Source organism: Actinoplanes sp. NPDC049681, from assembly GCF_044465265.1.
GTDB lineage: Bacteria > Actinomycetota > Actinomycetes > Mycobacteriales > Micromonosporaceae > Actinoplanes.
Genome location: NZ_JBITLP010000002.1, coordinates 615,954 through 636,002 on the forward strand (window position 1 = coordinate 615,954; position 20,049 = coordinate 636,002).

The 20,049-nt window shown below is 71.4% G+C and carries 18 protein-coding genes; 10 read left to right on the forward strand and 8 right to left on the reverse strand.

The window, feature by feature from the left end; genetic code table 11:
• Positions 1–2 precede the first annotated feature (2 nt).
• On the reverse strand, positions 3–1,205 hold the full coding sequence (locus ACIBO8_RS08255; protein WP_396114417.1) for an MFS transporter: 1,203 nt from the start codon (positions 1,203–1,205) through the stop codon (positions 3–5).
• 102 nt (positions 1,206–1,307) lie between these two features.
• Complete coding sequence (locus ACIBO8_RS08260) at positions 1,308–3,599, reverse strand: glycoside hydrolase family 3 C-terminal domain-containing protein (protein WP_396114418.1); 2,292 nt, start codon at positions 3,597–3,599, stop codon at positions 1,308–1,310.
• Positions 3,600–3,660: 61 nt separating this feature from the next.
• Between ACIBO8_RS08260 and ACIBO8_RS08265 the strand changes: the two genes are divergently transcribed.
• The 6 genes from ACIBO8_RS08265 to ACIBO8_RS08290 all read left to right on the forward strand — a co-directional run bounded on the left by ACIBO8_RS08265 (position 3,661) and on the right by ACIBO8_RS08290 (position 8,540).
• Positions 3,661–4,275 (forward strand): TetR/AcrR family transcriptional regulator, encoded by a 615-nt coding sequence (locus ACIBO8_RS08265; RefSeq protein ID WP_396114419.1) that lies wholly within the window; start codon positions 3,661–3,663, stop codon positions 4,273–4,275.
• Positions 4,276–4,615: 340 nt separating this feature from the next.
• Complete coding sequence (gap, locus tag ACIBO8_RS08270) at positions 4,616–5,611, forward strand: type I glyceraldehyde-3-phosphate dehydrogenase (RefSeq protein WP_396114420.1); 996 nt, start codon at positions 4,616–4,618, stop codon at positions 5,609–5,611.
• A 5-nt stretch (positions 5,612–5,616) separates the two neighbouring features.
• On the forward strand, positions 5,617–6,813 hold the full coding sequence (locus ACIBO8_RS08275) for a phosphoglycerate kinase (protein WP_396114421.1): 1,197 nt from the start codon (positions 5,617–5,619) through the stop codon (positions 6,811–6,813).
• 2 nt (positions 6,814–6,815) lie between these two features.
• Positions 6,816–7,607 carry a triose-phosphate isomerase gene (tpiA, locus tag ACIBO8_RS08280; protein WP_396114422.1) on the forward strand — a complete coding sequence of 264 codons (792 nt, stop codon included), beginning with the start codon at positions 6,816–6,818 and terminating at the stop codon, positions 7,605–7,607.
• A gap of 155 nt (positions 7,608–7,762) precedes the next feature.
• A complete protein-coding gene (gene secG / locus ACIBO8_RS08285; RefSeq protein ID WP_396114423.1) occupies positions 7,763–8,020 on the forward strand; it encodes a preprotein translocase subunit SecG in 258 nt (85 codons plus the stop codon).
• Positions 8,021–8,198: 178 nt separating this feature from the next.
• Positions 8,199–8,540 (forward strand): RNA polymerase-binding protein RbpA, encoded by a 342-nt coding sequence (locus tag ACIBO8_RS08290; protein ID WP_396114424.1) that lies wholly within the window; start codon positions 8,199–8,201, stop codon positions 8,538–8,540.
• Between the two features lie 31 nt (positions 8,541–8,571).
• On the opposite strand, the gene ACIBO8_RS08295 is transcribed toward ACIBO8_RS08290, so the two are convergent.
• Positions 8,572–9,189, reverse strand: coding sequence for a GNAT family N-acetyltransferase (locus ACIBO8_RS08295; RefSeq protein WP_396114425.1), 618 nt, complete (start codon positions 9,187–9,189; stop codon positions 8,572–8,574).
• A gap of 713 nt (positions 9,190–9,902) precedes the next feature.
• Here ACIBO8_RS08295 and ACIBO8_RS08300 point away from each other — a divergent pair.
• The 3 genes from ACIBO8_RS08300 to fliQ all read left to right on the forward strand — a co-directional run bounded on the left by ACIBO8_RS08300 (position 9,903) and on the right by fliQ (position 11,772).
• Positions 9,903–10,490, forward strand: coding sequence for an RNA polymerase sigma factor (locus ACIBO8_RS08300; protein ID WP_396114426.1), 588 nt, complete (start codon positions 9,903–9,905; stop codon positions 10,488–10,490).
• Positions 10,491–11,004: 514 nt separating this feature from the next.
• On the forward strand, positions 11,005–11,412 hold the full coding sequence (locus ACIBO8_RS08305; protein ID WP_396114427.1) for a VOC family protein: 408 nt from the start codon (positions 11,005–11,007) through the stop codon (positions 11,410–11,412).
• A gap of 90 nt (positions 11,413–11,502) precedes the next feature.
• The gene (fliQ, locus tag ACIBO8_RS08310; RefSeq protein ID WP_396114428.1) at positions 11,503–11,772 is read left to right on the forward strand and encodes a flagellar biosynthesis protein FliQ; all 270 of its coding nucleotides are present in this window, start codon (positions 11,503–11,505) and stop codon (positions 11,770–11,772) included.
• 47 nt (positions 11,773–11,819) lie between these two features.
• Here the strand turns inward: fliQ and pgl are convergent, their stop codons facing one another.
• The 5 genes from pgl to tkt form a co-directional block, all read right to left on the reverse strand.
• Positions 11,820–12,548: a 6-phosphogluconolactonase gene (gene pgl, locus ACIBO8_RS08315; protein ID WP_396114429.1), complete on the reverse strand. Its 729-nt coding sequence runs from the start codon at positions 12,546–12,548 to the stop codon at positions 11,820–11,822.
• Between the two features lie 84 nt (positions 12,549–12,632).
• Positions 12,633–13,649: a glucose-6-phosphate dehydrogenase assembly protein OpcA gene (locus ACIBO8_RS08320; RefSeq protein WP_396114430.1), complete on the reverse strand. Its 1,017-nt coding sequence runs from the start codon at positions 13,647–13,649 to the stop codon at positions 12,633–12,635.
• Positions 13,646–15,163: a glucose-6-phosphate dehydrogenase gene (gene zwf / locus ACIBO8_RS08325; RefSeq protein ID WP_396114431.1), complete on the reverse strand. Its 1,518-nt coding sequence runs from the start codon at positions 15,161–15,163 to the stop codon at positions 13,646–13,648. The genes ACIBO8_RS08320 and zwf overlap by 4 nt, the downstream gene beginning before the upstream one ends.
• A gap of 198 nt (positions 15,164–15,361) precedes the next feature.
• A complete protein-coding gene (tal, locus tag ACIBO8_RS08330) occupies positions 15,362–16,501 on the reverse strand; it encodes a transaldolase (RefSeq protein WP_396114432.1) in 1,140 nt (379 codons plus the stop codon).
• Between the two features lie 10 nt (positions 16,502–16,511).
• Positions 16,512–18,566 (reverse strand): transketolase, encoded by a 2,055-nt coding sequence (gene tkt, locus ACIBO8_RS08335; RefSeq protein WP_396114754.1) that lies wholly within the window; start codon positions 18,564–18,566, stop codon positions 16,512–16,514.
• A 362-nt stretch (positions 18,567–18,928) separates the two neighbouring features.
• On the opposite strand from tkt, the gene ACIBO8_RS08340 reads away from it, so the two are divergent.
• Positions 18,929–19,891 carry a heme o synthase gene (locus ACIBO8_RS08340; RefSeq protein WP_396114433.1) on the forward strand — a complete coding sequence of 321 codons (963 nt, stop codon included), beginning with the start codon at positions 18,929–18,931 and terminating at the stop codon, positions 19,889–19,891.
• The last annotated feature ends 158 nt before the right edge of the window (positions 19,892–20,049 follow it).

Consider the following 20,049-nt stretch of genomic DNA (forward strand, 5'->3'; position numbering starts at 1 on the left):
AGCTAAGCCGGGGACGGGCGGTCGAGCAGCACTCGGCCGAGGAACAGGGTGCCGGCTCCGGCGATCACCACGCTCAGCAGCCCCACCCTCAGGCTGCTGTGGTCGGCCACCAGGCCGACCACCGGCGGGGAGGCGAGGAAGCCGACCCGCAGCACCCAGCTCACGATCGTCAGCCCCGCACCCGGCGGCAGGCCCGGCAGCTCATCGGCCGTGTGCATCGCCGCCGGTACCAGCGTGGCCGTGCCGAGCCCGGCCAGCGCGAACCCCGCCAGGGCGCTCCCCACCGACGGGAAGGCGAGCGCGAAGCCCATCCCCGCCGCGGCGAGCGCGCCGCCGGTGCGGGTCACGGTGCGCTGGCCGAAGCGGTCCACCGCGCGGTCGCCCAGGAGTCGTCCCGCGGTCATCGCGACCTGGAGTGCTACGAAGGCGAGACCGGCGGTGGCGGCTGTCGCGCCGACGTCCTCGGTGAGGAACAACGCGCCCCATGACGCGCCGGCGTCCTCCACGAGGGAGCCGAAGATGGCGAGGAGGCCGAGCGCCGCCAGCATCCGGACGGCCGTGCTGCGGACCGCACGGTGGCCGGCTCCGGCGGTGGGCCGGTCGGTGTGGTCCGGGCCCGGCAGCATGAATCGGTACGCGACCAGCGCGACCCCGCTGAACACCGCGCCGGAGATCCCCAGATGCACCGGGAGCGGGATGCCCAGCCCGGCCGCCGCCGAACCCATGAGGCCGCCGAGGACCGCGCCGATGCTCCAGACGCCGTGGAACGAGTTGACGATCGAGCGCCCGTAGAGCCGTTGGACGCGCAGGCCGTGGGCGTTCTGGGCGACGTCGACGACGGCGTCCGCCGCGCCCGCCAGGAACAGGGCCGCCGCCAGCGTCCACCAGGACGGGGCGAGCGCGACGAGCAGGAAGCCGAGCGCGACGACGGAGATGCCGTACGCGCCCGCCCGGGACGAACGGATCAGCCGGATCACGGCCGAGGCGAAGAGGTCGCCGGTGAGCGCGCCCAGCGGGCCCGCCGCCAGGGCCGTGCCGAGCAGGGCGTTGCTGAGGTTCAGCCCGTCCTTGAGCTCGGGGTAGCGGGGTACGACGTTGGCGAACAGGGCGCCGTTGGTGAGGAACAGGGCGGCGACGGCCGCCCGGGCGCGGCGGAGACGGAGGCCGGGCCCGGCGGGCGCGTCGGGCGTGGCGGTGACGGACACGGGATCCCATAGGAGAGAAGGGCCGGGCGGAACCGGACGGCCGGGGCCGCGGGAGACAAGGGCCGGCCCGGGGCGAACCCCGGGCCGTCCGGTGGAGGCGGGTCAGGAGAAGCGGGCAACCGCCTCCAGCACCTGCGGTTCCGTCACCGGGAAGCCGGGGAAACGGGACAGTCGCTGCAGCGGGATGGCCCGCATCATCTGGCCGTTCTTCGGATCGAACAGCATCGCCTGGAACATGCCCTCGCCCAGCTGGTCGCGCAGCCAGCCGCCCGCCCGCGGGTGGGCCAGCCAGGCGTCGACCGTGGACTCGGGGGTCAGCGGCGTCAGCACATCGTCGCCGGCCAGCTCGACGGTGGTCTCGAGGCGGATGTCGCGGGAGGACGCGCCCACCCGGATGCCGAATGCCCCGCCCTCGACCGTCCAGCGGCGCAGGGCCGGGTGCCAGTAGGCGAACGCCCGGCGGCCGAGCCGTACGGTGACCCGCTCGCTCGCGCCCGGTTCCAGGGTGACCCGGGCGAAGCCGCGCAGCTCCTGGTCGGGCCGGTAGACGGAGGCCTGCGGATCGGTCACGTAGACCTGGACGATCTCCGTGCCGGGGCGGGTCCCGGTGTTGGTGACCGTGAGGGTGACCTCGACCTGGTCGCCGTCCGTGGCCGTCGCCAGGTCGTCGTAGCCGAACGTGGTGTAGGACAGGCCGTGGCCGAAGGGGTACGCGACCGGCAGGCGGTGCGCGTCGTACCAGCGGTAGCCGATGAGCAGGCCCTCGCCGTACCGGACGTGGCCGTGCTCGCCGGGGAAGGCACCGACCGTCGGGTTGTCCTCGTAGCGGACCGGGATCGTCTCGGCGAGCTTGCCCGCCGGGTTCGCCACGCCGAGCAGCAGGTCCGCGGTCGCCGCGCCACCGGCCTGGCCCAGCAGCCAGCCCTCGAGCACGGCCGCGGCCCGGTCCTGCCACGGTGCCACGGTCACGACCGAGCCGTTGGAGAGCACCACGACGACCCGCGGGTTGGCGTCGGCGACGGCGTGCAGCAGGTCGACCTGGTGGGCCGGCAGATCCATGTGGTCGCGGTCGTAGCCTTCCGATTCGTACGCCGGCGGCAGGCCGAGGAACAGCACCGCCACGTCGGCGCGGGAGGCGATCCGGACGGCCTCCTCGACCAGGGCCGGGTCCGCGGTGTCGGAGTCGATGCCGAAGCCGGGGGCGAACAGCACCTCGCGTTCGCCGGCCCGGAGCGCGTCCAGCGCGCTGTCGACCCGGGTCGGGTTGACCTGCGAGGAGCCGGCACCCTGGAATCGCGGCGTACGGGCGAACTCGCCGATGACGGCGATGGGGCCGCCGCTGCGGGCCAGCGGCAGGATGTCGTTCTCGTTCTTGAGCAGCACCGCACTCGCGGCCGCCGCCTCGCGGGCCAGGGCGTGGTGGGCGTCCGCGTCGAAGGTCTGGCCCGGACCGAGCGCCGGCAGCGCCCGGTTCAGCAGCTCGAGTACGCGGGTCACCGCGCGGTCGACGTCCTTCTCGCTGAGCGTGCCGGCCTGCACGGCGTCCAGGATCACGCGGGTGCCGGCGCCGCCGGATGAGGGCATCTCGAGGTCGAGGCCCGCGGCCACGCCGGCGTCCCGGCGGTTGACCGCGCCCCAGTCGGACACGACCAGGCCGGTGTAGCCCCACTCGTCGCGCAGCACGTCGGTGAGCAGCCAGGGGTCCTCGCTCGCGTACGTGCCGTTGATCCGGTTGTACGAGCACATGACCGTCCACGGCTGCGAGCCGGTGACGACCCGCTCGAAGGCGGCCAGGTAGATCTCGCGCAGGGTCCGCTCGTCCACGTCGGCGGAGACCGTCATCCGGTCGGTCTCCTGGTTGTTCGCCGCGAAGTGCTTGAGCGACGTGCCCACGCCCTGGCTCTGGACGCCGTCCACCAGCGCCGCGCCCAGCTCGCCGGCCAGCAGCGGGTCCTCGGAGAAGTACTCGAAGTTGCGGCCGCACAGCGGCGAGCGCTTCATGTTGATGCCGGGGCCGAGCAGGACCGCGACCTCCTCGGCGCGGCACTCGCGGCCGAGCGCCTCGCCGATGCGGGTGAGCAGATCGGTGTCCCAGGTGGACGCCAGGCCCGCGGCGGGCGGGAAGCAGGTCGCCGGGACGCTGTCGTTGAGTCCGACGTGGTCGGAGTCGCCGGCCTGCTTGCGCAGACCGTGCGGGCCGTCGGTGACCATCACGGAGGGGATGCCCAGACGGTCGATCCCTTGGGTACGCCAGAAGTCGGCGCCGTCGAGCAGGGCCGCCTTCTCCTCGAGCGTCAGGCAGCCTTCAGTCCCTTCGTGGGCGGTGGCGGGGTGGTGGGACGGGGCGCTGAGCAGGGCTGGGATGTCCAGGGGGGTGCCGGCGTGGGGAGTCATGCAGAGAAGGGTAACAATGAAAACCTCCACGTGGAAGTTTTCGTTTCTCTAGGATGGTGCGATGGCGGAGGCCGAGATCGGTGCCGGGACGACCCGGCGCGGCGCGTACGAGAAGGGCGTGCGGCGGCGGCGCGAGATCCTCGACCGGGCCATCGAGGTCTTCGCCGAGCGGGGCGCCCAGGGAACCTCGCTGCGCGCCATCGGTGAGGCGATCGGGGTGTCACACGCGGCGCTCAAGCATTACTTCGCGTCGCGGGAGGAACTGCTCGTCGAGGTCTACCGGGCCGCCGAGGAGCGCTCGATCGTGGCGGACCCGGCGCCCGCGGGCAGTTCCGTCGTCGGGCTCATGACGCATGCGGCCCGCCGCAACCACGGCGTTCCCGGGCTCGTGCAGCTCTACTCGACGCTGGTGGCGAGCGCGCTGGAGGGCGGCCACGAGGACGCCCGCGCCTTCTTCTCCGGCCGCTTCGAGGGCCTGCGCCGCCTGCTCGCCGCGCTGGTACGTGACGAGCAGCACGCCGGCCGCATCCGCGCGGACATCGATCCGGAGGCGGTCGCGGCGCTCGTCATCGCGGCCTCCGACGGCCTGCAGACGCAGTGGCTGCTGGACCCCGCGGTGGACATCGAGAAGTCGTTGGAGCTGCTCGAGGGCCTGCTGGAGCGACCCGCGACGTAAGCCCGGCGGGGGAGTGCGGCCCGGGTCCGGACGGCCTGTGCGCCTGGGGGCGCCGGATGGTGTTGAGTTTGTGAACGGGTGTGGGCGTACTCGAAAAATGTCCACCTGAAGTAACGATAAGGTCGCGGCCCCGACGCGAGGGCGACCGACGTTCTCGGCTAGGGTCTTGGGTGACGGCGACGGTGCCGGCAGCTACGGCCGAACGCGCCGGGACGCCGCGATTCAGGAGACGCGGCGTCGCACGGCAGCGCGGCCCAGTCACAGCCGGCCCGAGCAATGGTCGGCACGCACACCTCCGCCGGTCGCAGAACCCGGCGGACCGAAACGAGGAGATCGACCTGTGACCATCCGGGTTGGCATCAACGGCTTCGGCCGTATCGGCCGAAACTTCTTCCGGGCGGTGCTCGCCTCCGGCGCGGACATCGAGATCGTCGGCGTCAACGACCTGACCGACAACGCCACCCTCGCCCACCTGCTGAAGTACGACAGCATCCTGGGCCGGCTGCCGCACGAGGTGAAGGCCACCGCGGACGAGATCACCGTGGCCGGCAAGACCTTCAAGGCCTACGCCGAGCGCGACCCGCAGAACCTGCCGTGGGGCGACCTGGGCGCCGACGTCGTCATCGAGTCGACCGGCTTCTTCACCGACGCCGCCAAGGCCAAGGCGCACGTGGAGAAGGGCGCGAAGAAGGTCATCATCTCGGCGCCGGCCAAGAACGAGGACATCACGATCGTGATGGGCGTCAACGACAACCTGTACGACGCCGCGCAGCACACCGTCATCTCGAACGCGTCGTGCACGACCAACTGCCTCGCGCCGATGGCCAAGGTGCTGAACGACACGATCGGCATCGAGCGTGGCCTGATGACCACGATCCACGCGTACACGCAGGACCAGAACCTGCAGGACGGCCCGCACAAGGACCTGCGCCGCGCCCGCGCCGCCGCCCTCAACGTGGTGCCCACCTCGACCGGTGCCGCCAAGGCCGTCAGCCTGGTGCTGCCGGAGCTCAAGGGCAAGCTGGACGGCTTCGCGATGCGCGTGCCGATCCCGACCGGCTCGGCGACCGACCTGACCTTCCAGGCCGGCAAGGAGACCTCGGTGGACGAGGTCAACGCCGCGATCAAGGCGGCCGCGGACGGCCCGCTCAAGGGCATCCTCACCTACACCGAGGACCCGATCGTGTCGGCCGACATCGTCACCGACCCGGCGTCCTGCATCTTCGACGCCGGCCTCACCAAGGTCATCGGCAACCAGGTCAAGGTCGTCGGCTGGTACGACAACGAGTGGGGCTACTCGAACCGCCTCGTCGACCTGGTCAAGCTGGTCGGCTGAGCTTCGTGAAGGCTCTCGACGACCTGCTCGGCGAGGGTGTCTCGGGTCGGCGCGTGCTCGTGCGCGCCGACCTGAACGTCCCGTTCGACAAGAATGACCCCAAGGTCATCAGCGACGACGGCCGCATCCGCGCGGTGCTGCCGACGCTGGTGGCGCTGCGTGACGCCGGCGCCCGCGTGATCGTGTGCTCGCACCTCGGCCGTCCCAAGGGCGCGCCGGACCCCAAGTACACGCTCGCGCCGGTGGCCGAGCGCCTCGGTGAGCTGCTCGGCAACCCGGTGGTGTTCGCTGCGGACACCGTGGGCTCGTCGGCCTCGGAAGCCGTGGACGCGCTGCAGGACGGCCAGGTGCTGCTCCTGGAGAACCTGCGCTTCAACGAGGGCGAGACCTCGAAGGACGACGCCGTGCGCGGCGCGTTCGCCGACCAGCTCGCCGCGTTCGCGGAGTACTACGTCGACGACGCGTTCGGCGCCGTGCACCGCAAGCACGCCTCGGTGTACGACGTCCCGGCCCGGTTGCCGCACTACGCCGGTGGGCTGGTGCTGCGCGAGGTCGAGGTGCTTCGGCGCGTGACCGAAACCCCCGAGCAGCCGTACGTGGTGGTGCTCGGCGGCTCGAAGGTCTCCGACAAGCTCGCGGTGATCCAGGCGCTGCTGCCCAAGGTCGACAAGCTGCTCGTCGGCGGCGGCATGTGCTTCACCTTCCTCAAGGCCCAGGGGCACGAGGTCGGCAAGTCGCTGCTCGAGTCGGAGATGATCGACACCTGCGCCTCGCTGCTTTCGCAGGCAGACGGACGGATCGTCCTGCCTGTGGACGTCGTGGCGGCGTCTGAGTTCTCGGCCGACGCTTCGCACGACGTGGTGGGCGTTTCGGACATTCCGGCCGACCGACTGGGGCTGGACATCGGCCCCGAGTCGGTGGCGCTGTTCGCCGAGGCGATCGGGTCGGCGAAGACGGTGTTCTGGAACGGGCCGATGGGCGTGTTCGAGCTGGCGCCGTTCGCGGCGGGCACCCGGGGCGTGGCCGAGGCGATCACGAAGATCGACGGCTTCTCGGTGGTCGGTGGCGGCGACTCGGCCGCGGCCGTGCGCACGCTGGGCATCGACGAGTCCGGCTTCGGGCACATCTCGACCGGCGGCGGCGCGTCGCTGGAATACCTCGAGGGCAAGACCCTGCCGGGTCTTTCCGCGCTGGAGAGCTGAGCATGGCGGACGTGACCCGCCGGCCCATCATGGCCGGCAACTGGAAGATGAACCTCAACCACTTCGAGGCCATCCTCCTGGTGCAGAAGCTGGCCGCGAGCCTCACCGAGCAGCAGCTCACCGACGTCGAGGCGGTCGTGCTGCCCCCGTTCACCGACCTGCGCAGCGTGCAGACGGCGATCGAGGGCGACAAGGTGAAGATCGGGTACGGCGCGCAGGACCTCTCGCCGCACAAGGGCGGGGCGTACACCGGGGACATCTCCGGCGCGATGCTGGCCAAGCTCGGCTGCTCGTACGTGGTGGTCGGCCACTCGGAGCGCCGCGAGTACCACGGCGAGGACGACGCCCTGGTCAACGCGAAGGTGAAGGCGGCGCTCGCCAACGAGCTCAGCCCGATCCTCTGCGTCGGCGAGGGGCTGGAGATCCGCGAGGCGGCCGGGCAGGTGGCACACTGCTGCACCCAGCTCGACGGCGCCCTCGAGGGGCTCAAGGACGCGGACGTCAAGAAGATCGTCATCGCGTACGAGCCGGTGTGGGCGATCGGCACCGGCAAGACCGCGACGCCCGAGGACGCGCAGGAGGTGTGCGGTGCCATCCGGGCACGGCTCGCCGAGAAGTACGGCGCCGAGACGGCCGACGCGGTGCGCATCCAGTACGGCGGCTCCGTGAAGGCGGCCAACATCGCCGCGATCATGGCGCAGCCGGACGTCGACGGCGCGCTGATCGGCGGCGCGAGCCTGGACGCCGAGGAGTTCGCCTCCATCGTCCGGTTCCGCGAGCACGTCCAGCGCTGATTCTCCGGCTGAAACCGGCCGTCCCAGCCACATGGTCCGGTTTCCGGGCCGGCGAGAAGTGATCGGATGAAACCGGCCGCCCCAGGGCGGCCGGTTGCCGATGCGACCGCTATTGTGGGGGCGCTGCTGCGCCCTTCGAGAGGAATGACCCCACCATGCCGATCGCGTTCGCCTACACGTTGATCGTGTTGCTGGTTCTCACCAGCATCCTGCTGACCCTGCTGATCCTGCTGCACCGCGGCAAGGGCGGCGGCATGTCGAGCATGTTCGGCGGCGGCGTCACCTCCAGCCTGGCCGGCTCCTCGGTCGCCGAGAAGAACCTGGACCGCTACACGGTCCTGGTCGGCATCGTGTGGTTCGCCTGCATCGTCGGTCTCGGTCTCTGGCTGAAGACCACCCAGGGCGGATCCTGAAACAGATTGTTCACGGGCGCTTTCTCAGCGTTCGTCAGCAACTCTTCTCCAGGCGCTCCGGGAGTCGTAGACTCTGCCGCGCGGTCCGGTCCGTCCGGGCCGCGCGGTTGTTTATTGCACCGCTCACCACCGCCGCATTCTCCGGCGATGACGCCCCTGAAAGACAGGAGTCACATCCGTGTCCAGTGGCAGTGCGATCCGTGGTAGTCGCATCGGGTCCAGCCCGATGCGCCCCGACGAGCGCAGCGAGCCCGCACCCCGGCGGGAGGTGACGTACTGGTGCGCGGCCGGCCACGAGATGGAGGTCCGCTTCGCCGCCGACGTCGCCCCGCCGGAAACCTGGGACTGCACCCGATGCGGCCAGCCGGCCGGCCTCGACCGGGCCAACCCGCCGGGCCGCATGCGGGTCGAGCCCTACAAGTCTCATCTCGCGTACGTCAAGGAGCGGCGCTCGGACGCGGACGGCGAGGCGATCCTGGCCGAGGCGCTCGCCAAGGTCCGCCAGCGGCGCGGCGAGTAGTCCGCGTCGCGCCGGGCGGCCTCGGGCGACGCTACAGCGGCGTCGTCTCCCGGCCCAGATAGATCACGGGGCCCGCGTCGCGCACGGTCAGCTCGACGAAGCCGAGCCGGTCGTAGAAGATCCGCGCGGCCGTGTTCCGCTCGGCCATGCCGAGGTGCACCCGCGGCACCCCGGCCGCGCGGAGCCCGTCCAGGAACGCCGAGATCAGCCCCCGGCCCCAGCCCTTGCCCTGCCACTCCGGCAGCAGGTCGATGTGCAGGTGTGCCGGGTAGTCCGCCAGCTCCGGCACGACCATGCGCTCCGGGCGGAAGTGCAGCGCCAGCATGCCGTCCTCGGCTGTCTGCGGCGGCCCGGCCGGCTCGCGGTAGCGCCCCGCCGTCACCGGCAGCCACTCCTCGCGATAGCGCCGGGCGAAACGTTCGGTGTCGGCGGTGCCCAGCACGTATCCGACCGCCGTGCCGGTGCCGTCGTCGAGCACGTGAGCGTGTTCCGGCTCGAGGATCACGTACGGCGCGGCGAAGATGTCCCCCATGAGCCGGTCCGACGAATACTGGCCGCGCGCGTCACCACCAGCATCGGCGGTTCGGACGCAGATGTCATAGACGGCGTCGAGGTCCCCGGAACGGTACGAACGGATCGAAGGCTGCACGTCCAGAAGTCTAGGTAGCGGGCGGATGTGACCGGCGTCACTATCGCGGCGCCAACCTTTCCCGCCGTCGCGCGTCCCTCCCTGCGAGAGCCCGTTCCCGACCTCGCAGGAGTGCAGCCGATGCGCCTCACCGCCCGTGCCGCCACATTGACCGTCGCCGCGACCGCCGTCGTCGTCCTGGGCGGGGGATACGCCGCTACCGCGTTCGCCGACTCGGGCAAGCCGGCACCGATGCCTTCGCCCGGGAACGGCGACAATGCGACGCCGGGCACGGTGCCGGGCCGTCCGCACCGGCCCACCGCCGGCCCGATGCCGAGCCCGACGGACCCGGCCGGCCCGGTGCCGAGCCCGGCGGACCCGGCCGGACCCATGCCGAGCCCGGCGGACCCGGCCGGACCCATGCCGAGCCCGGCGGACCCGGCCGGACCCATGCCGAGCCCGGCGGACCCGGCCGGACCCATGCCGAGCCCGACGGACCCGGCCGGCCCGATGCCGAGCCCCACGGGCCCCGCCGGACCCATGCCGAGCCCCACGCGGTCTGCCGCGCCCGTTCCGAGCCCGACGCGGACCGGCGGACCCGCTCCCAGTCCCACGCGGACCGGCGGACCCGCTCCGAGCCCCACGCGGACGGGCGGCCCCACGCCGAGCCCGACGCGGAGCGGCGGTCCGGTACCGTCACCCACCCGGACCACCCACTGAGCCAGGCGTCGCCCATGATCCTCACGCTTCCGATCTCGCAGCCCCTGCTGCGGTGGCTGCGTGCGGCCGTCTCGGGGTCCGCATCGCCGGTCCGCGAGCCGGGGACGCCGGACCGGCCCCCGGCGATCAACGAGCTGTACCACGCCCGCCGGCTGCACCTCGTGCGGCTGGCGGTGCTCATGGTCGACGACCTGGGCACGGCCGAGGACATCGTCCAGGACGTCTTCGCGGCCCTCTACCGGCGGCACGGTGCCGAACTGCGGTCCGTCGCCGACCCGGACGCGTACCTGACGTCGGGCGTCATGAACGCGGCCCGCTCGGCGTTGCGACGGCGGCGCACGGCGCGGGCCTACGTGCCTCCTCCGCCCGGAACCGCGCCGGCCGCCGAGGACCAGATGCTGCTGGGGGAGGGGGACCGGGAGGTGCTCGCGGCGCTGGGGGAACTGACGGTACGCCAGCGCCAGGTGATGGTGTTGCGCTACTGGTCGGAGCTGTCGGAGCAGGAGATCGCGGAGGTGCTGCACGTGTCCCGCGGCACGGTGAAGTCGACGGCCCACCGGGCGCTGGCCCTGCTCCGCGGCCTGCTGGGGGAGCGGCGGTGAGCGCCGTCGAGGGGCGGCTGCGGGCCGCGCTGGCGGCCCGGGCGCTGGCGGTGACCTCCGGTGATCTCCAACCGGCCCTGCCTCCGACCGCGATGCCGGCCCGGCGGCGGTTCACGGCAAGTCGGTGGCGGCTGGGGCTGCTGCTGATCGGAGTGGCTAGTGCGCTCGTTGTCGCGGGATTCGTCGTCTGGATGCCTCGGGCCGAGCCCGGCGTGCCGAATGCGCCGGCCGCGACCGTGCCGGCGTCGCCGGAGACCCCCACGAGACCGGTCGGGCCGGAGCCCTCACCGACCCGGTCAGAGCTGTACGCCCCGAAGGGCACTCCCTCGACCACGGGCCCGCAGGAACAGGGACCGGGGCCCGCGCCGACGCCCACGGACTCGCAGGGCCCGGGAGCGGGGCCTCCGCCGACGCCGACGGGCTCGCAGGGGTCGGGAGCGGGGCCTCTGCCGACACCACCGCCGGAATTCGGGTGATGGTTCGTGGCGGGCGGCGTACCTGTCAGGATGGGCCCGTGAACTGGACCCTCGAAGTGGTGATCGTCCCGGTCTCGGACATCGACCGGGCCAAGGAGTTCTACGCCGACAAGCTCGGCTTCCATCTCGACCACGACATCGTCATGGGCGAGGACGCCCGGATCGTGCAGCTGACGCCCCCGGGCTCCGGTTGCTCGATCGTCATCGGCAAGGGTGCGGTGCCCGACATGCCCCCGGGCTCGCTGAAGGGGCTGCAGCTCGTCGTCCCGGACATCAACCGGGCCCACGCGGAGCTGGTGGAGCGCGGCGTCGCGGTCAGCGACGTGCAGAAGCTGGGTGAGAACCCGGCACCGACGCCGGATCCCCTCGACAACGTCGGCTTCCTCTTCTTCAGCGACCCCGACGGCAACGGCTGGGCGGTGCAGCAGATCTCGTCCCGGGCCTGACTTGAGGATTCCGGGGGCGTGAACCGAACGGCAACCGTCGTACGCCCGTTGTGCACTCCCCGGTCCTGCCGCGGGCCCGAAGAGGATGGCATGACGGACACGCAGATCGTTGAGCTGGGACTGCAGGCCATGACCATCGCGGCGAAGATGTGCGCGCCGACGCTGCTGACGGCGCTGCTGATCGGGTTCGCGATCTCGTTGTTCCAGTCGGTGACGCAGATCCAGGAGGCGACGCTGTCGTTCGTGCCCAAGGCGGTGGCGGTGGGCGCGGCGATCCTGTTCTCCGGCAACTGGATGCTGCACGAGATGATCACGTACACCACGCAGCTGTTCGAGAAGATCCCGACGCTGCTGGGCTGATCTGCTCCGATCGTGTGCGAAGGCCGTCCCTCGGTGAGGGGCGGCCTTCAGCGTTTGGCGGCCGCGGCGGTGTCCAGCAGCCAGACCGTCTTGGCGGCGCCGGTGGCCCGGGCCGCCGGCAGGGAGGTGTCGCCGCCGAGGGCCGCGCCGACCGCCTCGGCCTTGTCCGGTCCGGCCGCGACCAGCCAGACCTCCGCGGCCGAGCGGATGGCCGACATGGTGAGCGAGATGCGGGTGGGCGGCGGCTTCGGGCTGTCGTGCACGGCGGTGGCCGTACCCTCGGCGGTGGCGTCGGGATGTCCGGGGAACAGCGAGGCCACGTGCCCGTCCTCGCCGACGCCGAGCATCAGCACGTCGAAGTGGGGGAGCGCGTCGCCGCCGGAGGCCAGCTCGTCCCGGTAGCGGGCGGCCGCGGCCGCGGCGTCCTCACCGTCCGCACCGTCCGAGGCGGGCATCGGGTGCACGCGGGCCGGGTCCAGGCCCAGCGCGTCCAGCAGCGCCTCGCGCGCCTGCGTCTCGTTGCGCTCCGGGTCGCCGGCCGGGAGGAACCGCTCGTCGCCCCACCAGAGGTCGACCCGGGACCAGTCGACGGCCGCGGTCGCCGGCAGATCCCGGACCGCGCGCAGCACCTTCGCGGCGACCCGGCCGCCGGTCAGCACCACGTCCGCCCGGCCCCGGACGGCCTGGGCCTCGATGATCGTGGTGACCAGCCGGGCCGCCACCGCCGACGCCAGGACGTCGGCGTCCGGAACCACCACCACAACGGTCTCGCTCATCGGACTCCTGCCACGAAAAATCTGTGCCGGAAAAACCAGGGGCCGCCCGCCGGACGGCGGAGCGGCCCCCATGATCTCAGTTGGTCAGGCCGCGGAGCCGCCCGGGCCCGCCATGGCACCGGTCTCGACACCCGCGCGGGCGGCCTGGGCGGGGTCCTTCCACACGTGGACGCGCATGGCCGGCTTCTCATCGAGCTTCGGGATGCCGGCCATCGCGCCGAGCGCCTCGCCGTAGATCTGGTCGGGGTCGAGGCGGCGCAGCTCCTCGGCCAGTTCGTCGCCGACCGGCCGCTTGGGCAGCGGCATGTAGCGCGGCTCCTGCCCGGTGCGGCTGAACAGGGCCGTGCCCTCCTCACGGGTGACCGAGACGCAGTCGCCGTTGGCGCACTCGAGCTGGACCGAGTGCATCCGCGGCGAGCGGTCGGTGAGCTCCCACCGGGGCTCGATGCCGAGCCGCGACTTGAGCCAGCCGCACATCAGCGCGGCGGTCGGGTCCTTGTCCGGCGCGACGACCGTGGCACCTGTGACCTGCTCCTCCGTCGTGTCGAACGCGCCCGCCACGAGGGTGCGCCACAGGGTGATGCGCGTCCACGTCAGGTCGGTGTCGCCGGGGGCGTAGTCGATGGCTCGCTGCTTGAGCGCGGCGACCGGGTCGGGGGCGAGCTTGCTGTCGGTGATCCGCCGGTCGGCGACGACGCCCAGGAAGTCGTTCGCGATGACGTCCGGCGGCTCGCCGTGCCACCACGTCACCACCGGCACGTCCGGGGCCAGCAGCGGCATGACCACCGACTCCGCGTGCAGCGCCAGGCGGCCGTACATGCGCATCACGACCGCCTCGGCCGGGCCCAGCCGGCCGCCCACGACGATCTCGGCGTCCAGGCGGCTGCGGCCTTCCAGGTCCGAGCGGACCACGATGAGCAGGCGGCAGGGGTGCGCGGCCGCCGCGATGGTCGCCGCGGCCTCGGCCTCGCGGACCTTCTTCTCCTCCACCACGGCGACCAGCGTCAGGGCCAGCCCGGAGGCCACCCCGCCCGCGCTGCGCCGCTCGGCCGCGAGCGCCTTGACGACCTCGTTGCCGGTGGTGTCCCACAAGCCGATCATGCACGCCTCCAGGAACGGCCCTCACGGGCCAGCATCTCGTCCGAAGCCCGCGGGCCCCACTCGCCGGCCCGGTACGGCTCCGGCTCGGTGCCCGCCCACGCCTCCTCGAGGGGGTCGATGACCCGCCAGCTCTGCTCGACCTCCGCGGCGTCCGGGAACAGCGTCCGGTCGCCCACGAGCACGTCGAGCACGAGCCGCTCGTACGCCTCCGGGCTGGATTCCGTGAACGCCTCGCCGTACTGGAAGTCCATGGCGATGTCCCGGACCTCCATGGTGGTGCCGGGGACCTTGGAACCGAACTTGAGCACCACGCCTTCGTCCGGCTGCACGCGGATGACGAGCTGGTTGTGGCCCAGCATTTCCACGTCGGCCGGGTCGAACGGCAGGTGCGGGGCGCGCTTGAAGAGGATGGCGATCTCGGTGACCCGGCGCGGCATCCGCTTGCCCACGCGGACGAAGAACGGCACGCCCGCCCAGCGCCGGTTCTGGATGCCGAGGCGGACGGCTACATAGGTCTCCGTCTTGGAGTCCTCGGGTACGCCCTTCTCCTCCCGGTAGCCCACCGCGCGCTCGCCGGCCACCCAACCCTGCAGGTACTGCCCGCGCACCGACCCGGCGCCGATGTCCTTGGGCAGGCTGATCGCCTTGAGCACCTTGAGCTTCTCGGCGCGGATCTCGTTGGGGTCGAAGCTGGTCGGCTCCTCCATGCCCACGAGCGCGAGCAGCTGCAGCAGGTGGTTCTGGAGCACGTCGCGTGCGGCGCCGGCGGAGTCGTAGAACGCGGCCCGGGTGCCGATGCCGACGTCCTCGGCCATCGTGATCTGCACCGAGTCGACGTACTTGGAGTTCCACACCGGCTCGAAGAGGCTGTTGGCGAAGCGCAGCGCCAGGATGTTCTGGACCGTCTCCTTGCCCAGGTAGTGGTCGATGCGGAAGACGTCCTCGGGGGTGAAGACCTCGTCGACCAGCTTGTTGAGCGCCATGGCGGTCTTCAGGTCGTTGCCGAACGGCTTCTCGACGACGACCCGGCGCCAGCCGCCGGACTTGGCGTTGTCGGCCATCCCGGTGCGGTTCAGCTGGTTGAGCACGAGCGGGAACGCCGCCGGCGGGATGGAGAAGTAGAAGGCGGCGTTGCCGGCGATGCCGTTGCGCTCGCGCAGCTCGTCCAACGTGCTCGCCAGGTGGTCGAACGCGGCGTCGTCGTCGAAGGACCCGGGGACGAACTGGAACTGGCTGGCCAGCCGCTGCCAGACGTCCTCACGCCACGGCGTCCGGGCGCCCTTCTTCGCCGCCTCGTACGCCAGCGACGAGAAGTCACCGTCGCCCCAGTCGCGCCGGGCGAAGCCGAGGACGACGAAGCCGGGCGGCAGCAGACCCCGGTTGGCGAGGTCGTAGACGGCCGGGATCAGTTTCTTTCGCGACAGGTCACCGGTGACGCCGAAGATCACCAGAGCGCACGGCTCCGGGATCCTGGGGAGCCGTCGGTCCTGTGCGGTGCGCAGCGGATTACCCACGTCTCCCATCCTGCCAGCTTTTCGCCCGTCCGCAGGGTTACCAGGAAGGGTCGGGCCGCAACATGTGCGACGGCACCGCCCACCGTGTACGGCGCATGATCAGCAGAAAAGAGCCCGGGCACGGAACGCCCGTGTCGGAGGCGTCCGTGCCCGGATCCGTTTCCAGTGGTGAAGATCTCTACCCGAGCGGGCCGGCGGTCACTTCGCGGCGTCGCTCGGGTTGCTGTTGCCCTCGGCCGCGGCGGCCAGGGACTTCTTGACGTCCTCGAGCAGCTCGGCCCAGCTGGCCTCGAACTTCTCGACGCCCTCGTCCTCGAGGACCTTGAAGACGTCCGGCAGGTCGACACCGGCGGCGGCGACGTCGTCCATCACCTTCCGGGCGTTCGCGTACGAGCCGGTGACCGTGTCGCCCCGGGTCTCGCCGTGGTCCGCGTACGCCTTGATGACCGACTCCGGCATGGTGTTGACCGTGCCGGGGGCGATCAGCTCCTCGACGTAGATGGTGTCCTTGTAGTCGGGGTTCTTCGTGCCCGTGGACGCCCACAGCGGCCGCTGCGGCAGCGCGCCCGCGTCGGCCAGCGCCTTCCAGCGGTCCGAGGAGAACACCTCCTCGTACGCCTGGTAGGCCAGCTGCGCGTTGGCGATGGCGGCCTTGCCCCGCAGCGCCTTCGCCTCGTCGCTGCCGATCTTGTCGAGCCGCTTGTCGATCTCGGTGTCCACCCGGGACACGAAGAACGAGGCGACCGACCCGATCTTGCTGAGGTCGTGGCCGTTCGCCTTGGCCTGCTCCATGCCGGCCAGGAACGCGTCCATGACGGCCCGGTAGCGCTCCAGCGAGAAGATCAGCGTGACGTTGACGCTGATGCCCTCGGCGAGCGTGGCGGTGATCGCCGGCAGGCCCGCCTCGGTCGCCGGGATCTTGATGAAGAGGTTCGGGCGGTCGACGAGCCACCACAGCGTCTTCGCCTCGGAGGCCGTCTTCGCGGTCTCGTGCGCGCTGCGCGGGTCGACCTCGATGGACACCCGGCCGTCCACGCCGTTCGACGCGTCGTACGCCGGCCGCATGACGTCACACGCCCAGCGCACGTCGTACGACGTGAGCAGCCGCACCGCCTCCTCGACGGTGACCTGCTGCGCGGCCAGGTCCTTGAGCTGCGCGTCGTACGCGTCGGCGTCGGCGAGCGCCTTGGCGAAGATGGTCGGGTTCGTGGTCACGCCGACCACGTGCTGCTCCTGGCGCATCTTGTCGAGCGAGCCGCTCTGCAGGCGTACGCGGGAGAGGTCGTCCAGCCACACCGCCACGCCCTGGGCGGACAGTTCTGCCAGTCTGTCGGTCATCGCTACTCCCTCAGTTTCCGGTCGTGTGACCGGTGATTTCGCCGACCTTGGCGAGGGCGGCGTTGGCCTTGGCCACCACGTTGTCCGCGGTGAAGCCGAACTGCTCGAACAGGATCTTCGCCGGGGCGCTGGCGCCGTAGTGCTCGATGCTGACCGCCTCGCCGGCCTCGCCGAGCAGCCGGTCCCAGCTCATCCGGATGCCGGCCTCGACCGTGACGCGCGCCTTGACGCCCCGCGGAAGGACCAGCTGCTGGTACGCGGTGTCCTGCTCGAAGAACCACTCCTGGCACGGCATCGACACGACCCGGGTGGGGGTGCCCTCCGCCTCGAGGCGCTCCTGCGCGGTGAGGCAGTACTGCACCTCGGAGCCGGTGCCGATGAGGATCACCTTGGGCTCGCCGTTCGACGCCTCGGAGAGGATGTAGCCGCCCTTGAGGACGCCCTCGGCCGACGCGTACTTGCTGCGGTCGATGGTCGGCAGGTTCTGCCGGGACAGTGCGAGGGCGGTCGGGCGGTCGATGTGCTCCAGCGCGCCGCGCCAGGCCCAGGCCGTCTCGTTGGCGTCGGCCGGGCGGACCACGTCGAGGCCGACGATGGCGCGCAGGGCGGACAGCGTCTCGATCGGCTGGTGCGTCGGGCCGTCCTCGCCGAGGCCGATCGAGTCGTGCGTCCACACGTAGATCACAGGAAGCTTCATCAGCGCGGACAACCGGACCGCGCCGCGCATGTAGTCGCTGAAGACCAGGAACGTGCCGCCGTACGGGCGGGTGCCGCCGTGCGCCGCGATGCCGTTGAGGATCGAGCCCATCCCGTGCTCGCGGATGCCGAAGTGCAGGGTGCGGCCGTACTCGTGGCCCGGGAACGCCTTGGTCGCGTACTCGCTCGGGATGAACGAGGGCTCGCCCTTCATCGTGGTGTTGTTGCTCTCGGCCAGGTCGGCCGAGCCGCCCCACAGCTCGGGCAGCACCGGTGCGAGGGCGTCGAGCACCTTGCCGGACGCGGCGCGGGTGGCCAGGCCCTTGGCGTCGGCCGGGAACTCGGGCAGGGCCTCGGTCCAGCCGTCCGGCAGCGCGCGGGTGGCCAGCCGGTCGAACAGCTTCTTGCCGTCGGCGTTGGCGGCGGCCCAGGCCGCGAAGGCCTTGTCCCACTCGGCGTGCGCCTCGCGGCCCCGGACCGCTGCCTGGCGGGCGTGCTCGAGGACGTCGTCGGCGACGGCGAACGTCTCGTTGGGATCGAAGCCGAGGATCTCCTTGGTGGCCGCGACCTCCTCGGCGCCCAGCGCGGAGCCGTGGATCTTGCCGGTGTTCTGCTTGTTCGGCGCCGGCCAGCCGATGATCGTCCGGAGCACGATGAACGACGGCTGGTCCGTGACCTCCTTGGCGGCCTGGATCGCCGCGTACAGGGCCTCGACGTCCTCGTTGTAGTCGCCCTTGTCCGGGTCGCCCTTGCGCCAGTCGACGGTCTGGACGTGCCAGCCGTACGCCGCGTAGCGCGCGCCCACGTCCTCGTTCTTGGCGATGCGGGTGTCGTCCTCGATGGAGATCTCGTTGTCGTCGTAGATCACCGTGAGGTTGCCGAGCTTCTGCACGGCCGCGACGGCGCTCGACTCGTGGCTGACGCCCTCCTCGATGTCCCCGTCGGAGCACATGGCATACACGTGGTGGTCGAAGACCGAGGCGCCGTCGGCGGCGTCCGGGTCGAACAGGCCGCGTTCGCGGCGCGCCGCCATCGCCATGCCGACCGCGTTGCCGATGCCCTGGCCGAGCGGGCCGGTGGTGACCTCGACGCCGGGTGTGTGGCCGTACTCGGGGTGACCCGGAGTGAGCGAACCCCACTGACGCAGCGCAGCCAGGTCATCCAGGGCCAGGCCGTAGCCGGAGAGGTAGAGCTGGATGTAGAGGGTGAGGCTGGAGTGGCCACAGGAGAGCACGAACCGGTCGCGGCCGGCCCAGTGCGGGTCCGTGGGGTCGTGCCGCATGACCCGGTTGAACAGCAGGTAGGCGGCCGGCGCGAGGCTCATCGCCGTGCCGGGGTGGCCGTTACCGGATTTCTCGACCGCGTCCATGGCCAGCACCCGGACGGTGTCGACCGCTCGCCGGTCGAGGTCGGACCAGTTCAAATCGTCTTTGGCAGCCACGTCGGTCGTTCTCCTCGGGCATGGTGTGGGAACCCTTTTGAGTTGACCCTATCCAGTCGCCGTAAACCCCCGCCCCGGGAACGCCGCAGGCCCATACGCTGAGAGCGGACACGGGGGGCGTGGCCTGTGACGCCCTGCACCCCCGCCGGGTCGACCGAGCGGCGCCCCGGGCTGCGCGTAGGCTGTCCCAACGTGCCAGCCTGGTCCCCACCGGTTCGGCGCCGAACTCGCCCTCGTCGAGCTTCACTTCGTCGAGCTACGCCCTCGCCGATGCCGGAAGGTGGCTGTCCGTGAGCATGATCACCGAGCGTCCCGCCCAGGGGCGGTCGCCGGGCCTCCGGGAGGCGACGCCGCGGGCGGCGGCCGCTGCGGGTGCCCGTCGCGACGTCCGCGCCGTGCTGAGGGCGTACGTCTCGCTGACCAAGCCGCAGATCGTCGAGCTCCTGCTGGTGACCACCATCCCGGCGATGATGTTCGCGGCCGGCGGCTGGCCGGACCTGGGCCTGATGGCGGTCGTGCTGGTCGGCGGCTCGCTGGCGGCGGGCGCGGCCAGCGCCCTCAACTGCTACATCGACCGCGACATCGACCAGCTGATGCGTCGCACCAAGCGCCGCCCGCTGCCGTCGCACAGCCTCACCCCGCGCTCGGTGCTGGTGTTCGGGCTGGCCCTGGCCGTCGTCTCGCTCGTGCTGATGGCGGCCTTCACCAACTGGCTGGCAACCGCCCTGACCGCCGCGGCGATCGTCTACTACGACGTCGTCTACACCTTGTGGCTCAAGCGCCGCACCCCGCAGAACACGTTCTGGGGCGGCATCTGCGGCGCGGCCCCCGTGCTGATCGCGTGGGCGGCGGTCACCGGCACGGTGGCCCCGATCGGCTGGGCGCTTTTTGCGGTTGTGTTCTTTTGGCAGATGCCGCACTTCTACCCGCTCGCGATCAAGTACAAGGACGACTACGCACGCGCCGGCATCCCGATGCTGCCCGTCGTCCGCTCCGCGCGCCGGGTCAACACCGAGATCCTCGTCTTCACCGGGCTGACCGTGGTGGCCTCCCTGGCGGCCTGGCCGCTGGGCATGGGCCCGATCTACGGCGTCACGGCCGTCATCACGGGAGCGCTGTTCCTCACGGAGGCGGTCCGGATGGTGGGCCGGTCGCGCCGCGGTGAGCCGCTCAAGGCGATGCGGCTGTTCCACTGGTCCATCACCTATCTGACGATTCTCTTCATCGCCGTCGCCATCGACGCACTCATCTGACGTACAGCACGCACACAGAGTGCGATCGCATTGAGTGACGCCATTGCGCTGCGTCGCACACAATGCCCGTTTCCGTGCCCTCTCCGGTGACGCTCGGTCACTCGATCGATGGAATACCTAGCAGGGTATAAAACGGACGCTATCGGGTCATACCAATG

Excerpts from the sequence above, each read along its gene's own strand:
- tkt (WP_396114754.1), bottom strand. The coding sequence starts at position 18,566 with ATGGACGCGGTCGAGAAATCCGGTAACGGCCACCCCGGCACGGCGATG.
- ACIBO8_RS08300 (WP_396114426.1), top strand. The coding sequence starts at position 9,903 with ATGATCCTCACGCTTCCGATCTCGCAGCCCCTGCTGCGGTGGCTGCGT.
- fliQ (WP_396114428.1), top strand. The coding sequence starts at position 11,503 with ATGACGGACACGCAGATCGTTGAGCTGGGACTGCAGGCCATGACCATC.
- secG (WP_396114423.1), top strand. The coding sequence starts at position 7,763 with ATGCCGATCGCGTTCGCCTACACGTTGATCGTGTTGCTGGTTCTCACC.
- tal (WP_396114432.1), bottom strand. The coding sequence starts at position 16,501 with ATGACCGACAGACTGGCAGAACTGTCCGCCCAGGGCGTGGCGGTGTGG.
- ACIBO8_RS08320 (WP_396114430.1), bottom strand. The coding sequence starts at position 13,649 with ATGATCGGCTTGTGGGACACCACCGGCAACGAGGTCGTCAAGGCGCTC.
- pgl (WP_396114429.1), bottom strand. The coding sequence starts at position 12,548 with ATGAGCGAGACCGTTGTGGTGGTGGTTCCGGACGCCGACGTCCTGGCG.
- ACIBO8_RS08260 (WP_396114418.1), bottom strand. The coding sequence starts at position 3,599 with ATGACTCCCCACGCCGGCACCCCCCTGGACATCCCAGCCCTGCTCAGC.
- tpiA (WP_396114422.1), top strand. The coding sequence starts at position 6,816 with ATGGCGGACGTGACCCGCCGGCCCATCATGGCCGGCAACTGGAAGATG.
- ACIBO8_RS08265 (WP_396114419.1), top strand. The coding sequence starts at position 3,661 with ATGGCGGAGGCCGAGATCGGTGCCGGGACGACCCGGCGCGGCGCGTAC.